This window comes from Streptomyces sp. NPDC001604 (genome assembly GCF_042893475.1).
In the GTDB taxonomy this organism is placed as follows: domain Bacteria; phylum Actinomycetota; class Actinomycetes; order Streptomycetales; family Streptomycetaceae; genus Streptomyces.
In genome coordinates, this window is sequence record NZ_JBIAUY010000031.1 from 46,514 (window position 1) to 60,935 (window position 14,422).

Below are 14,422 nucleotides of genomic sequence, written 5' to 3' on the forward strand. Positions count from 1 at the left end.
TCCGCGACTCTGTCTGACGACAGTCGCCTCAAGGGGGAGGACACGCCATGGCACCTCAGCGATTCCACGAACAGTTCGACCAGATCCAACGTTCGATGCCGGACGTCTCCCTGGCGATGGGGCCCGACGACGCGGCGGAGTTCATCTACGAGAAGGGCGTGGTCCTGGCCCGCGACGGCGAGGAGGCGCGGCTCGTCGAGGACACCGTGCGCGGCCACTTCACCGAGGCGACCGGACTGACCGCCGACCATGTGCGGCGGGTCGGCCCGGAGACCAACCGCTCGGGCACCACCCGTATCCAGGTCGGCGACCCCGGCCACGGCGACCGGCGCGGCGACCGTGCGGTCGCGCACGCCCTGCGGGCCATGCGCGAGCACGAGGCACGCGCCCGGCGCCGGCTGGTCAGCCGCAACCACGTGGTGTCCGTCGCGGTCAACTCCTGTCCCGGCGACGAGCCCGTGCCCGCCCCGCTCACCCAGGGCACCAACCCGGCCGCGGCCGAGGCCGGTTACGACGCGGACACCGCTGTCGGCGTCCTGGTCATCGACAACGGCCTCACCCACGACCACGGCATGGTGCCGCTGCTCGCCCACGTCCAGGGCGACCTGCACGGCGCGGAGACCGACGCCCAGGGCAACCTGCTGCAGTACCTCGGCCACGGCACGTTCATCGCGGGCCTCCTCGCGGCCGTCGCACCCAACACGAACATCACCGTGCGCAACACCCTCAACGACGCCGGCGCCATCCTGGAGGACCAGTTCGGGCAGCGGCTCTTCGACGCCGTCGACGAGCACGGCTGGCCGGATGTCATCAGCCTTTCCGCCGGCACCGCCAACGGCCGCGACGACGGCCTGCTCGGCGTGCAGAGCTTCATGGAGGAACTGCGCGGGCAGCGCACCCTGCTGGTCGCGGCGGCAGGCAACAACTCCAGCGCGTCGAAGTTCTGGCCCGCCGCCTACGCCGATCTGCCCGACTACGAGGACGCCGTGCTGTCGGTCGGAGCGCTGCGCAGCGACGGCGAGTTCGGCGCCTGCTTCTCCAACTACGGCTCCTGGGTGAAGGCCTACGCCCCCGGAGAGCGGCTCACCAGCACACTGACCGGGTTCGACGCACCCGTGCCCTACGTCTACCAGCACTCCACCTACGACGAGTGCCGGTACCACTTCACCTACGCGTGCACCTGCCAGTACCCGCGGCACACCGGCGTGCTGAGCACGGCGGGGACCCCCACCGGCGGCAAGGCGGACCAGGTGATGTTCGAGGGCTACGCCCACTGGAGCGGCACCTCGTTCGCCACCCCCGTCGCCGCGGGCATGGTCGTCGCCTACATGACCGCCAACAAGCTGGGTGATGCGCGTGCCGCCCGCAAGAAGCTCCTCGCGGAGACCGGGGCGTACGCGGAGGTGCGCGGGGCGCATGTGCCGGCGCTGCGTCCGCCGACTTGGCACCCCACGCCCGTCACGCAGCTGGCACCTCCGGCATGAGGTCCGGAACGGTCACCTCCACGGCGTACGATGACTTGCCGTACACGAGGGGTGGGGCCGTGGACCGAGCAGATGTCGGCGCGTTGGTCCAGTCTGCCGTCGACGGCGACGCGGCGGCCTGGAAGGCGCTCGTGGAGGGGCTGAGCCCACTGGTGTGGTCCGTGGTGCGCGCGCACCGGCTCTCCGACGCCGACGCGCACGAGGTGTACCAGACGGTGTGGTTCCGCTTCGCCCAGCACCTGGGGCGCATCCGCGAACCCGGCAAGGCCGGGTCGTGGCTGGCCAGTACCGCGCGCCACGAGTCCCTGAAGGTCCTCAAGAGCTTAAGGCGGCTGACCCCGACGGACGATCCGCAGCTGCTCGACCGGGTCAGTGAGGACCGTACACCCGAGCAGTCGTTCCTCGACCTGGAGGAGGCGGCCGCCGAGACCGAGCGCATCCGGCACCTGTGGCAGGAGTTCGAGGAACTCGGCGATCGCTGCAGGCAGTTGCTGCGCGTCCTGATGGCCTCGCCGCCGCCCAGCTACCAGGAGGTGTCCGCGGCGCTGGGCATCGCGGTGGGCAGCATCGGGCCGCTCCGCCAGCGCTGTCTGCGGCGCCTGCGGGCACGACTGGAAGCACGGGGAGCGGTGTGACCGACATGAACAACGGCAACAGCAACGCCGACCACGACGACATCGCCGACATCAACGACCTGGACGACGTCACCGGCATCGACGAGGTGGCGTACGACCTGGTGGAGGAGGAACTCCGCAGGGCCGCGGCCATCCTGGATCCGGTACCGGCCCAGCTGCGGCAGATAGCCGTCGAGGCCTTCGCGCTGCACGACCTCGACGCCCGCATCGCCGAGCTGACCTTCGACTCGGTGGTGGACGCCATCCCCGTCAGGGGAGCGACGGACGTGCCGCGGATGCTCACCTTCCACGCGGGCGGGGTGACCGTCGACGTAGAACTGACCGCACAGGGCCTGATGGGACAGGTGCTGCCGCCGCAGACGGCAGGCATCGAGGTGCTCAGCGGCCCACAGGCCGGTGCGCCGCTGACAACCGACGACATGGGGCGCTTCACCTACGACGAGCCCCCCGCCGGCCCCTTCGCGCTACGGCTGCGGACCGGCGAGGGAGTGCTCGTCACGGACTGGGTGACGGCCTGACGCGGGGCCCTGCCCTCACCAGGTGACGGGCAGGGTCTGCGGCCCGCGGATCATCGTTTTGCGGCGCCAGACGACCTGGTCGGCGGGGACCGCGAGGCGCAGGCCCGGCAGCCGCTCCAGCACCGAGTCGACGAGCAGTTCCGTCTGCAGACGGGCGAGCACGGCGCCGGTGCAGTAGTGCGGGCCGTTGCCGAACGCCACATGCGGGTTGGGGTCGCGGTCGGGGTCGATCCGGTCCGGGTCGGGGAAGACGTCCGGGTCGCGGTTGGCGGCCAGGTAGGAGACGTACACCGGGTCGCCGGCGCTGATGCGGTGGCCGTGCAGTTCGACGTCCTCCAGGGCGATGCGGGCCAGGCCGACCGAGGTGCGGTGCGGGATGTAGCGCAGCAGCTCGTCCAGCACCCGCCCGCGCGCCTGCGGCTCCCGCATGCGCTCCCTCAACTCCGGGCGGGTGAGCAGCAGGAACAGCATCTGCCCGCAGTTGTGGGTGACCGCCTCGCCGCCGATCTGCAGCGGCCCGGCCAGGCCCACGGCCTCCTCCTCGCTGATCTCGCCGCGGCCGACGGCGGCGCCGAGCAGCGCGTACACGTCCTCGTCCGTGCTGTGCGCCCGGGCCCGGATGGTGTCGTTGATCCACCCGTACATGCCGTTCTTGGCGCGGTCGGCGGCCTCGGAGCCGCCGGAGGTGGAGATGATCTGCCGGGTCCAGGCGTGCACCTGCTCCCGGTCCTCGGCGGGCACCCCCATCACCTCGCTGACCACGGTGATCGGGAAGGGTTCGAGGACCCGCTCGACGAGATCGGCCGGCGGTCCGTCGCGCAGGACCCCGTCCAGCAGCTCGTCGAGGATCTGCTGCGCGCGGGGCCGCAGCCGCTTCATCGCTCCCACGGTGAAAGCACCGGCGACCGGCTTGCGCAGCCGGTTGTGGTCGGGCTGGTCGGCCCAGGCGAGCGAGCCCGGCCGGGGGGCGAAGTTGGGGGCGAGCCGGGTCACCTGACGGCGGGTGACCTCCGTGCGGCTGAACCGCGGATCGTTGGTGATCAGCTTCACGTCCTCGTAGCGGGTGGCCAGCCACGCCCAGCCCTCGCCGTGCGGCAGCCGGATGCGGGTGAGCGGGCCCTCGCGCATGAGGTCCGCGAGCACCGGGTCGAACTCCGTCCCGGTCAGGTCGTGCGCGGGCCACTCCCGTACCGGGGGCGGGACCTGCTCCGTCAGCGTGGTGGTCTCCTCAGTCATGCCCTCCACCCTCACTGCGGCCCGGGCGCCTGTCGCGCGGGAGTGCTCCAGCCGGAGGGCGGCAGCCCGCGCCTCAGCCGGTCACGGCGTCGACGAGCGCGGCCAGCGCCTGCGCCAGCCGGGTCAGCCCGGATCCGGCGGGCCCGCCCGGCTCGGTCATGTACGTGTCCCGGCGGATCTCCACCATCAGGGCGCTCACCCGCGGGTCCTTCCCGTAGAACTCCAACGGCACATACGTCCCGCTGAACGGGCTGTCCAGCCCCGTCTCCCCGCACACCGCGAACGCCTCCCGCGCCGCGGCCGGCAGCTTGGGCGGTGTGTGGAAGGAGTCGGTGCCCAGACAGACGGGCGGCCGCGGGCCCTCGCCGTGCAGCTCGTAGGGCAGCGGCGCGCTCGGGTAGGAGTGGACGTCGACGATCACGGCCCGCCCGGTCGCGGTCAGCCGGTCGGCCACCGCCTCCGTCATCGCCTGCGCATACGGCCGGTAATACTGCTCGATCAGCGGCGCCGGGTCGGTGTCCTCGCCCCGCAGGGCCTCCCGGTGCGTGGTCCGTGTGTACACGGCGCCCATCCCGACGGCGAGCATCTCCTCCCGCTCGTCGGGAAACCGCTCCGGATCGACCACCAGCCGCGACAGCCGGTTCACGAACCGCCAGGGAGCAACCTCCGCCAGCCCGGCCGCCGCCGCGGCGATCTCCGCGGTGTGCGAGTCGGTGATGTGGTCCAACTCCCGCTCCAGCGCCCTGTCGTCCAGCACGATGCCCGCCCGCACCTCGGTCGGTATCTCCCGCGCCGAGTGCGGCACATGCAGGATGACGGGGGAGTCGGCCGCGCCGGGCAGCAGCGCGTACGACGGTGACGGTACGGAGGAGTTCATCAGCGTCGCCCGCCGAATTCCCAGGCGTGGACCTCGACGTCCGCGTAGCGCTCCGCGGTGAGGACGGCACGGGCCTTGTCCGGGTCGGGAGCGCGCAGCAGCGCAGCCGTCCCGAGCCAGGTGACTCCGTCGTCGGACAACAGCGGCCCGTAGGCGATCAACTCGTCCCGCCCGGCGGGCACCTCGAGGTCGGCCGCCGGGCCGGAACCGAGGCCGAGCACGAGGTACCGGTTGCCGCCCCTCGCGCCACCGGGAAACTCCCACATGGTGCGCCCCAGCAGATTCCTCCACCGCCGCAGCAGCACGTCTCGATACACCCCGGCCTGGTAGTTGGGCTCGTCGAAGGCGAACGCCCGGGCGGCCGCCGCATCGGGCAGGTCGACGATGTGCACACTCCCGGAAGGTGTCCCACCGTCGTCGGCGAAGGTCGGGCCGCGGGCGATCAGCTCCGCCGCGTACCGGTCCATGTAGGACCAGTGCTCCTCCCCCAACTCCCCACGCAGGCCGAGGGATCCGGACCGATCACGGTGGTAACAGAAGAACTCCATGGTCACAGCCTGCCAGCACCCGCCAGGAGTCGCCGCGTGATTTCCGTACGCCCCCGAGGGCTTACGGTGTGGCTCACCTTCGTTCGACGAGCACCGGCGGGGGAGCAGCCCCCTGACTAAGGCGGCCACGGAGGAGTTCAACGTCCTGGAGGCCGCGTTCGACGCGGCGGGCAGCGAGATCGAGACCGTGGCGCGGGAGGAGATCGGCGGCGACTTCTGGTTCATCGCCCAGGCCTACGGCTTCGAGGACGCGGACGCCGAGAAGCTGATCGCCACCCGGGAGTGGTGAGCCGTCGGCAGTGACGCAGCTCCGGTCCGTTGTCAGTGCCGTCGCCTACCGTCGGATCACGGCTCCTGGACGCCGTACGACCGGACGGGCTGACCCTGCTGCAGATCGCCCCGGCGGCCGCCGGGGCGCCCAACACCGCGCGGAGACGGCCGCATGGCCGGAGCGGGGCACGCCCTCGTCGTTGCGCGGTGGGTGGCGGCCGACGACGCCTGCCGCCGGGACATCCGCGACCGGCTCGGCGCCGAAGGGCCAGCGCCTTCCCGTACAGGGTCGGCGCCGTCCACGAGGACGTCCCGTTCACCCCGGCCATGGCGGCGGAGATCGAGGACCTGGCCCGCCGGCTCGAGCTGGAGCTGGTGCTGTTCCGGCCCGTGACTGCCGGGCGGCCGGCCTGCCGTCAGCCGCCGCCGCTGACCCCCGACGCCACGAAACGCCGGTGCAGCGGTGAGAACGTGGACTCCGGCTCGCCGGTGATGCCGGCCTCCTTCACGGCGGGTGCCAGCCGGTCGGCGAAGAACCGCTCGAAGTCGGACTGGGCGTTCCACACGTCGGTGACATGCAGGGCGTCCCCGTCGAACCAGGCCACGTGCAGGACGGCGCCCTCCGGTTGGTCCTGCTCCCAGTCGACCAGTTGCCGCACGGTGTCGTACTGCTGGGGCGAGACCCCTGGCCAGGTCAAGGACATCACAACAGCCATATGACTTGCCTCCTCTGTCCGGTTTCCCCCTGCTCAGTACATCGAGCGGGGCCACCGGTCACCTGCCGTGGTACGCCGTTCGTGACACGGCTCCGCCCCGGCCGGGCAGTGTGCCGACCGGGGCGGAGTCAGGAACGGGCCGTCAGGGCCCGGTGCGTCAGCTCAGGGACGCCAGCGCCTCGTTCCAGGTGGCCGAGGGGCGCATGACCGCGGCGGCCTTGGCCGGGTCGGGCTGGTAGTAGCCGCCGATGTCGGCCGGCTGCCCCTGGACGGCGAGCAGCTCGTCGACGATCTTCTGCTCGTTGGAGGTGAGCGTCTCGGCGAGCGGGGCGAACACCTTCGCCAGGTCCGCGTCCTCGGTCTGGGCGGCCAGCTCCTGCGCCCAGTACAGGGACAGGTAGAAGTGGCTGCCGCGGTTGTCGATGCCGCCGACGCGACGGGTCGGGGACTTGTCCTCGTTGAGGAAGGTCGCCGTGGCGCGGTCGAGGGTGTCGGCCAGCACCTTGGCACGGGTGTTGCCGGTGGTCGTGGCGTACTGCTCAAGGGACGGCACCAGCGCGAAGAACTCGCCCAGCGAGTCCCAGCGCAGATAGTTCTCCTTGACCAGCTGCTGGACGTGCTTGGGCGCGGAGCCGCCGGCGCCCGTCTCGAACAGGCCGCCGCCCGCCATCAGCGGGACGACCGACAGCATCTTGGCGCTGGTGCCCAGCTCCAGGATGGGGAAGAGGTCGGTGAGGTAGTCACGCAGCACGTTGCCGGTCACCGAGATGGTGTTCTCGCCGCGGCGGATGCGCTCGATGGACAGCTTGGTCGCCTCGACCGGGGAGAGGATCTTGATGTCCAGGCCCTCGGTGTCGTGCTCCGGCAGGTACTGCTTGACCTTCTCGATGATCACGGCGTCGTGGCCGCGGGTCTCGTCCAGCCAGAACACCGCCGGGTCGCCGGTGGCGCGGGCGCGGGTGACGGCCAGCTTCACCCAGTCGCGGATCGGCGCGTCCTTGGTCTGGCAGGCGCGGAAGATGTCGCCGACCGCGACCGGCTGCTCCAGGACGACATTGCCGGCCTGGTCGACCAGACGGACCGTGCCGGCCTTCTTGATCTCGAAGGTCTTGTCGTGGGAGCCGTACTCCTCGGCCTTCTGCGCCATCAGGCCGACGTTCGGCACCGAGCCCATGGTGGCGGGGTCGTAGGCGCCGTTGGCGCGGCAGTCGTCGATGACGGCCTGGTAGACGCCGGAGTAGGAGGAGTCCGGCAGCACCGCGAGGGTGTCGGCCTCCTGGCCGTCCGGGCCCCACATGTGGCCGGAGGTGCGGATCATGGCCGGCATCGAGGCGTCGACGATCACGTCGGACGGCACGTGCAGGTTGGTGATGCCCTTGTCGGAGTCGACCATCGCGAGGGCCGGGCCGTCGGCGAGCTCGGCGTCGAAGGAGGCCTTGATCTCGGCGCCCTCCGGCAGGGACTCCAGGCCCTTGTAGATGCCGCCCAGGCCGTCGTTCGGGGACAGGCCGGCGGCGGCAAGGGTCTCGCCGTACTTGGCGAACGTCTTCGGGAAGAAGGCGCGCACCACGTGGCCGAAGACGATCGGGTCGGAGACCTTCATCATCGTGGCCTTGAGGTGCACGGAGAACAGCACGCCCTCGGCCTTGGCGCGGGCGACCTGCGCGGCGAGGAACTCGTTGAGCGCGGCGGCGCGCATCACGGAGGCGTCGACGACCTCGCCCGCGAGCACCGGTACGGACTCGCGCAGCACCGTGGTGGTGCCGTCCTCACCGAGCAGCTCGATGCGCAGCGCACCGGCCTCGGAGATCACCGTGGACTTCTCGGTGGAGCGGAAGTCGTTCTCGCCCATGGTCGCGACGTTGGTCTTGGACTCCGGGGTCCAGGCGCCCATGCGGTGCGGGTGGGTCTTGGCGTAGTTCTTGACCGAGGCGGGGGCGCGGCGGTCGGAGTTGCCCTCACGCAGCACCGGGTTCACGGCGGAACCCTTGACCTTGTCGTAGCGGGCCTGGATCTCCCGCTCCTCGTCGGTCTTGGGGTCGTCCGGGTAGTTCGGCAGCGCGTAGCCCTGGCCCTGCAGCTCGGCGATCGCGGCCTTGAGCTGCGGGATCGAGGCCGAGATGTTCGGCAGCTTGATGATGTTGGCCTCGGGCGTCTTGGCCAGCTCGCCCAGCTCGTGGAGGGCGTCCGGGATCCGCTGGTCCTCGGTCAGGTACTCCGGGAACAGGGCGATGATGCGCCCGGCCAGCGAGATGTCACGGGTCTCCACAGCGACACCCGCCTGCGAGGCGTACGCCTGGACCACCGGCAGGAAGGAATACGTCGCCAGGGCCGGGGCCTCGTCAGTGTGCGTATAGATGATGGTCGAGTCAGTCACCGGGTGCTCCGCTCCACGTCTGCAACATTGCTCGACATCAAGATATCTCCTGATCGAGGTCGGCTCGACAGGGGTCCGGCCACACGTCCCACACTCCGGAACCCGATCCGCGCTCCCGCAGTGCAACCAAAGCGGCCGATCTTGGGTCCTGGAAGGAGATCGTGCATCTGTTCGTCGACGGCCGGAGCTGACCTCCCGGCCGCCAGAGCGAAAGCTGACCATGAGATATCGCAGCAGAGTGACGGCCCCCGCGGCCGCCCTGATCGGCACGGCCGCGGCACTGACCGTGGGGGGTACGGCGTCCGCCGCACCGAAGGGCAGGCGCACGCCGAAGGACGACGGCACGCCCGGCCCCGAGACCCTCGGCGACTCCGTCTTCCCGACCCTGGGCAACGACGGCTACCGCGTCCGGGCCTACCACCTCGACCTCTCCTACGACCCGGCGACCAAGCTCGTCGACGCCACCGCCACCCTGAGGATCAGCACCACCCAGGCGCTCACCCGCTTCTCCCTGGACGCCCTCGGCCTGGACATACGCTCCGTCCGCGTCGGCGGCCGCACCGCCGCCTTCGAGCAGGCGGACGAGAAGCTCCGGATCACGCCCGCCCGGCCGCTGCCCGAGAAGGCCCGGACGACCGTGTGCATCGAGTACGGTGCGGACCCGAGCCGCAGCCTCGCGCACACCGCCTGGGTCGTCACGCCGGACGGCTTCGCGATCTGCCCGCAGCCGAACTCGGCGCACACCGTCTTCCCCTGCAACGACCACCCGTCGGACAAGGCGGACTTCACCTTCCGCGTCACCGTCCCAGCCGGTCTGCACGGCGTCGCGAACGGCCTGCTCACCGCCACCGAGACCCTCGCCGACGGCCGCACCGCGTACTCGTACCGCTCCCGCGAGCCCATGGCCACCGAGCTGGTGCAGATCACCGTCGGCGACTACGTCGTCAAGGACCGGCAGGGCCCGCACGGGCTGCCCCTGCGGGACGTCGTGCCGACCGCCAGGGCCGCCGCCCTGGAACCTGCGCTGGCGCTCACCCCCGGGCTGGTCGACTGGCTGGAGCAGCGGCTCGGGGCGTTCCCCTTCGAGACGTACGGGCTGCTGCCCTGCAACTCCGACAACCCGAACGCCTTCGACTTCACCGGCCTGGAGACCCAGACCCTCACGCTGTACAAGCCGAACTTCCTGCTCCAGGAGGAGAAGAAGATCGGCTCGCACATGATGCACGAGCTGGTCCACTCCTGGTTCGGCAATCTCGTCAGCCCCGCCAACTGGGCCGATCTGTGGCTGAACGAGGGCCACGCGGACTACTACGGACTGCTGTACCGCTACGAGCGCGGCTGGACCGACTCGCTCGGCTACAGCACGTTCGAGGACCGCATGAAGTACACCTACGGTGTCGGCGACCAGTGGCGCCACGACTCGGGGCCGGTCGCGGCCCCGAACGCGGTGAACCTCTTCGACAGCCAGCGCTACACCGGCGGCGTCCTGGTCCTGTACGCGCTGCGCCAGGTGGTCGGCGAGGACGTCTTCCACGCCATCGAGCGGTGCTTCCTGGACCGGTACCGCAACTCCTCGGCGACGACGGACGACTACATCGCCGTCGCCTCGGAGGTCTCCGGCCAGGACCAGTCCGGCTTCCTCAGGGACTGGCTCTACGGTACGAAGACGCCTCGGATGCCCGGCCATCCGGACTGGACGGTCAAGCCGGTGAGTTCGGCGCTCGCCTCGCCGCACAGCCGCCGGGGCGGGCATTACCACGAGAACTCCGCGACACTCTGACGCTGTTGCCCCTTCTGGTCTCAGTCGAGGCGGGCGGCGGACACGTCGCCCGCCTCGGCGACCGTCCCCTGCGGGCCGCGCTGCTGCGGGATGCTGACCGAACCCTGCTGCAGCGCCACCGTCCGCGCGGGCGCCGGGATGCGGATGCCCTCCTCGCGGTAGCGCTTGTGCAGCGCCTTGATGAACTCGTGCTTGATCCGGAACTGGTCGCTGAACTCGCCGACACCCAGGATGACGGTGAAGCCGATCCGGGAGTCACCGAAGGTGTGGAAGCGGATCGCCGGCTCGTGGTCCGGGACCGCTCCGTCGACCCCGGTCATCACCTCGGCGATGACGTCCATGGTCACGCGCTCCACATGCTCCAGGTCGCTGTCGTAGGCGACACCGACCTGGACGAGGATCGTCAACTTCTGCTCGGGGCGCATGAAGTTGGTCATGTTCGCCTTCGCCAGCTCCCCGTTGGGGATGACGACCAGGTTGTTGGAGAGCGCGCGCACGGTCGTCTGACGCCAGTTGATGTCCTCGACGTAGCCCTCCTCGCCGCTGCTCAGCCGGATGTAGTCGCCGGGCTGCACGGTCTTCGAGGCGAGAATGTGGATGCCCGCGAAGAGGTTGGCGAGGGTGTCCTGCAACGCGAGCGCGACGGCCAGACCGCCCACGCCCAGGGCGGTGAGCATCGGGGCGATCGAGATGCCCAGCGTCTGCAGCACCACCAGGAAGCCGATCGCCAGGACCAGCACCCGGGTGATGTTCACGAAGATCGTGGCCGAGCCTGCGACCCCGGACCGTGACGTGGTGACCGCCCGCACCAGACCGGCGATCACCCGGGCCGCCGTCACCGTGACGACGAAGATGAGCACCACCGTCAGCACCTGGTTGACGTGGTTCTGGACCGTCCTGGTCAGCGGCAGCGCCGCCCCCGCGGAGGCCGCGCCACCCACGATCGCCGCCCAGGGCACCACCGTGCGCAGCGCGTCGACGATGACGTCGTCGCCGCTCCAGCGGGTGCGGTCGGCGTGCTTGCCCAGCCAGCGCAGCAGGATGCGCAGCAGGAACGCGGCCAACAGGCCCGCCGCCAGCGCGACTGAGGCGATGACCAGGTCGTCCACGGTGAGCGCTCGGTTCACCGGCTACCTCCAAGTTCGGGATGTGCAGCCGCTCATCCTGCCCTATTCCGCACAGGAGTTCGCACCTGGTGGCCGACGGGACGGTGCGGTTTCGGACGACGTCCAGCACCAAGGGCGGGGCGCTCAAGGTCTCCGTCACACGTCGGTGAACGACCCGCCCCGTCCGGCCCCCGCCGCGAACCGTGCCGCCCCCTCCAAACCCTCCGCCAGCACGCCCGTCCCGTACCGGAGTTCGCCCCGCATCGCCGCCGACTCGTCCAGCCCGTCCTGCTCCAGCACCGAAGCCCGGTCGCCCCGCAGACAGGCCTGGGGGAAGCGGGCGATCTCTGCGGCCAGGGTCTCCGCCGCGGTGCGGGCCGTGCCGGTGGGGACGAGGCGGTTGGCAAGGCCCATCTCGTAGGCCTCGCGTGCCGGTACCGGCCGCCCGGTGAGGATCATGTCCAGGGCGCGGCTCTGCCCGATCAGCCGGGGCAGCCGTACCGTGCCGCCGTCGATCAGCGGGACGCCCCAGCGGCGGCAGAACACGCCGAAGACGGCGTCCTCCTCCGCGACTCGCAGATCGCACCAGAGCGCCAGCTCGAGACCGCCGGCCACGGCATGTCCTGCGACCGCGGCGATCACCGGCTTGGACAGCCGGAGCCGCGTCGGCCCCATCGGTCCGTCGCCGTCCTCCGCCACCCGGTTGCCGCGATCGGTGCCGAGCGCCTTGAGGTCGGCGCCCGCGCAGAACGTGCCGCCGTCGCCCCACAGCACCGCCACCCGCGCCTCGTCGTCCGCCTCGAACTCCCGGAAGGCGGCGACGAGTTCGGCGGCCGTCGGACCGTCCACCGCGTTGCGGACCTCGGGGCGGGAGAGGACGACGGTGGTGACGTGTCCCAGGCGTTCGGTACGGACCGGCATGCTGGGCCCCTTTCTCCGACAGTGCCGGTGCGGGCGGCGACCGTCGGGGCGATCGTGGAACGGCTGTGCGAGGCTGGATCACCGTACAGAGAGGGTGTTGCTGATGGCCGCAGAACATGCGGGCGCGCCGCCGGTCGCCGTCGTGACCGGCGCCAACCGCGGTATCGGATACGAGGTCGTACGGCAGCTCGCCGCCCGTGGTCACCACGTGGCGCTCGGCTCCCGCGACCTCGCCAAGGGGCGCACCGCCGCCGCGCGCATCGACCCGGGCGGCGAACGGGTGAGTGCGGTGCAGCTCGATGTCTCCGACGCGGCGAGCGTGGCCGCCATGGCCGACTGGGCGGGCGACAGGCTGGGGCGCGTGGACGTGGTCGTCAACAACGCGGCGATCCTCTACGACACCTGGGCCCAGGCCCGGTCGGCCGATCTCGGCGAGGTCCAACGGGCCCTGGACACGAATCTGTTCGGTGCCTGGCGGGTCACCCAGTCGTTGCTGCCGCTGCTGCAGCGCAGTCCGCATCCGCGGGTGGTCATGGTGAGCAGCGAGGGCGGTTCGCTGCACTCGATGAGCGGCGGCACCCCCGCCTACAGCGTCTCCAAGGCCGCGCTCAACGCCCTGACCTGCCTGCTGGCCGGTGAGTTGCGCCGGCAGCGCATCCTCGTCAACGCGATCTGTCCCGGCTGGGTGGCCACGGACATGGGGGGTCATGGCGGACGCCCGGTCGCCGAAGGCGCCGCCGGGATCGTGTGGGCGGCCACGCTGCCCGACAACGGGCCGACCGGGGGGTTCTTCCGGGACGGCAAACCGATTCCCTGGTGAGGTCCAGGAGCCGGCTCAGATCACCTTCAGCCGGACCAGCGCACCCAGGGTCAGCGCGCCCGGCAGCAGCGGCAGCCACACCGTGATGATCCGGTAGGCGAGCACGACCGCCGTCGCCACGGCCGCCGGGCCGCCCGCGGCCACCAGCGCCACGACCAGCGCCGCCTCCACCGAGCCGAGCCCGCCCGGCGTCGGCACCAGCGCGACCGCGACCGTCGCCGCCAGATAGGCCACCGCCATGTGCACGGGCGGCACCGGCAGCCCCAGCGACAGCCCGACCAGGACCAGCCCGGCCGCCTGCAGCGCGGGGAAGGCGAGCGAACCGCCCCACAGCGCCAGCGCCCGGGACGGACGGGCGTGCACCGAACGCAGCTCGCACAGTGCCGTGCGCAGGAAGGACACGGCGGCCGTGCGCAGCCGCCGTACGAGGACCAGGACGGCTGAAGCCACGACCACGGCCGCGGCGACGGCGAGCAGCAGCGGTCCCACCGCACCGTCGGGCAGCAGCATGCCGAAGCGCAGCGCGCCCGGGAAGGCGAGCAGCAGGCCGGCCAGCAGGCTCAGCCGGGCGACCGTCTCCGCCAGCAGATACAGGGCGAGCGCGGCCGAGGAACGGGCGAGCGGAATGCCGCACACCGTCATGAACCGCAGGTTGACCGCGCCCGCGCCGAGGCCGGTCGGCAGCAGGTGGTTGGCCGAACCCGCCGCGAACTGGGTGGCGAGCAGCCGCCGCCTGGGCAGCCGGTCGACGACCGCGCCCTGCCGGGTGAAGGCGGCCGCCACCCAGGTCAGACAGGTGGCGCCGGCCGCCGCCAGCAGCCAGGGCCACTCGGCGGCCCGCAGATGAGCGAAGCCCTCGACGAGGACCGAGCGGTGCTGCACGGCCACGACGGAGACGAGCAGCAGCGGCAGCAGGCACAGGATCTGCCGGAGCACACGGGCCGGGACGCGTCGGGGGAATCGTCCTTGGGGGAGTGGCCCTTGGGGAAGGTGTACCGCAGTCACATCCGGAGAGGGTTTCCAGGCCGTGCCAACGGCGGGTTGCGGAAGCGGGGACAGCGGCTGAAGCGGGGACAGCGGCTTGCGTACGGTCATCGGGTCCTTCGCGGGGGACGTCAGGAAAACATTGACCTC

General features: G+C 71.3%; 13 protein-coding genes and 1 pseudogene. 6 read left to right on the plus strand and 8 right to left on the minus strand.

What is annotated here, in order from left to right:
• Positions 1-47 precede the first annotated feature (47 nt).
• From ACFY1E_RS46140 to ACFY1E_RS46150, 3 genes are read left to right on the plus strand one after another with little or no spacing between them, the layout of a single operon-like run.
• A complete protein-coding gene (locus ACFY1E_RS46140) occupies positions 48-1,484 on the plus strand; it encodes a S8/S53 family peptidase (RefSeq protein WP_389088132.1) in 1,437 nt (478 codons plus the stop codon).
• 59 nt (positions 1,485-1,543) lie between these two features.
• A complete protein-coding gene (locus ACFY1E_RS46145; RefSeq protein WP_389088134.1) occupies positions 1,544-2,119 on the plus strand; it encodes an RNA polymerase sigma factor in 576 nt (191 codons plus the stop codon).
• Positions 2,120-2,124: 5 nt separating this feature from the next.
• The gene (locus ACFY1E_RS46150) at positions 2,125-2,637 is read left to right on the plus strand and encodes a hypothetical protein (protein ID WP_389088197.1); all 513 of its coding nucleotides are present in this window, start codon (positions 2,125-2,127) and stop codon (positions 2,635-2,637) included.
• A 15-nt stretch (positions 2,638-2,652) separates the two neighbouring features.
• Here ACFY1E_RS46150 and ACFY1E_RS46155 read toward each other — a convergent pair whose 3' ends face one another.
• The 3 genes from ACFY1E_RS46155 to ACFY1E_RS46165 all read right to left on the minus strand — a co-directional run bounded on the left by ACFY1E_RS46155 (position 2,653) and on the right by ACFY1E_RS46165 (position 5,298).
• A complete protein-coding gene (locus ACFY1E_RS46155) occupies positions 2,653-3,873 on the minus strand; it encodes a cytochrome P450 (protein WP_389088137.1) in 1,221 nt (406 codons plus the stop codon).
• A gap of 73 nt (positions 3,874-3,946) precedes the next feature.
• A complete protein-coding gene (locus tag ACFY1E_RS46160) occupies positions 3,947-4,750 on the minus strand; it encodes an N-formylglutamate amidohydrolase (RefSeq protein WP_389088140.1) in 804 nt (267 codons plus the stop codon).
• Positions 4,750-5,298 carry a YciI family protein gene (locus ACFY1E_RS46165; RefSeq protein ID WP_389088142.1) on the minus strand — a complete coding sequence of 183 codons (549 nt, stop codon included), beginning with the start codon at positions 5,296-5,298 and terminating at the stop codon, positions 4,750-4,752. Before ACFY1E_RS46165 ends, ACFY1E_RS46160 begins: the two co-directional genes overlap by 1 nt.
• 112 nt (positions 5,299-5,410) lie before the next feature.
• Here ACFY1E_RS46165 and ACFY1E_RS46170 point away from each other — a divergent pair.
• Positions 5,411-5,587, plus strand: a pseudogene (locus tag ACFY1E_RS46170) (DUF5713 family protein); the annotation flags it as partial.
• A gap of 397 nt (positions 5,588-5,984) precedes the next feature.
• On the opposite strand, the gene ACFY1E_RS46175 reads toward ACFY1E_RS46170, so the two are convergent.
• Both ACFY1E_RS46175 and ACFY1E_RS46180 read right to left on the minus strand, forming a co-directional pair.
• The gene (locus ACFY1E_RS46175; protein ID WP_389088145.1) at positions 5,985-6,284 is read right to left on the minus strand and encodes a hypothetical protein; all 300 of its coding nucleotides are present in this window, start codon (positions 6,282-6,284) and stop codon (positions 5,985-5,987) included.
• Between the two features lie 157 nt (positions 6,285-6,441).
• Positions 6,442-8,661, minus strand: a complete 2,220-nt coding sequence (locus ACFY1E_RS46180) for an NADP-dependent isocitrate dehydrogenase (RefSeq protein WP_389088147.1) — start codon at positions 8,659-8,661, stop codon at positions 6,442-6,444.
• 220 nt (positions 8,662-8,881) lie between these two features.
• Between ACFY1E_RS46180 and ACFY1E_RS46185 the strand changes: the two genes are divergently transcribed.
• Complete coding sequence (locus tag ACFY1E_RS46185; RefSeq protein WP_389088150.1) at positions 8,882-10,441, plus strand: M1 family metallopeptidase; 1,560 nt, start codon at positions 8,882-8,884, stop codon at positions 10,439-10,441.
• A gap of 20 nt (positions 10,442-10,461) precedes the next feature.
• On the opposite strand, the gene ACFY1E_RS46190 is transcribed toward ACFY1E_RS46185, so the two are convergent.
• Together ACFY1E_RS46190 and ACFY1E_RS46195 are read right to left on the minus strand one after the other, a co-directional pair.
• Positions 10,462-11,568: a mechanosensitive ion channel family protein gene (locus ACFY1E_RS46190; protein ID WP_389088153.1), complete on the minus strand. Its 1,107-nt coding sequence runs from the start codon at positions 11,566-11,568 to the stop codon at positions 10,462-10,464.
• A 135-nt stretch (positions 11,569-11,703) separates the two neighbouring features.
• Positions 11,704-12,468 (minus strand): crotonase/enoyl-CoA hydratase family protein, encoded by a 765-nt coding sequence (locus tag ACFY1E_RS46195; protein ID WP_389088155.1) that lies wholly within the window; start codon positions 12,466-12,468, stop codon positions 11,704-11,706.
• A gap of 103 nt (positions 12,469-12,571) precedes the next feature.
• On the opposite strand from ACFY1E_RS46195, the gene ACFY1E_RS46200 reads away from it, so the two are divergent.
• Positions 12,572-13,288: an SDR family oxidoreductase gene (locus ACFY1E_RS46200; RefSeq protein ID WP_389088157.1), complete on the plus strand. Its 717-nt coding sequence runs from the start codon at positions 12,572-12,574 to the stop codon at positions 13,286-13,288.
• Between the two features lie 15 nt (positions 13,289-13,303).
• On the opposite strand, the gene ACFY1E_RS46205 is transcribed toward ACFY1E_RS46200, so the two are convergent.
• The gene (locus tag ACFY1E_RS46205; RefSeq protein WP_389088160.1) at positions 13,304-14,383 is read right to left on the minus strand and encodes a YbhN family protein; all 1,080 of its coding nucleotides are present in this window, start codon (positions 14,381-14,383) and stop codon (positions 13,304-13,306) included.
• Positions 14,384-14,422: the final 39 nt, after the last annotated feature.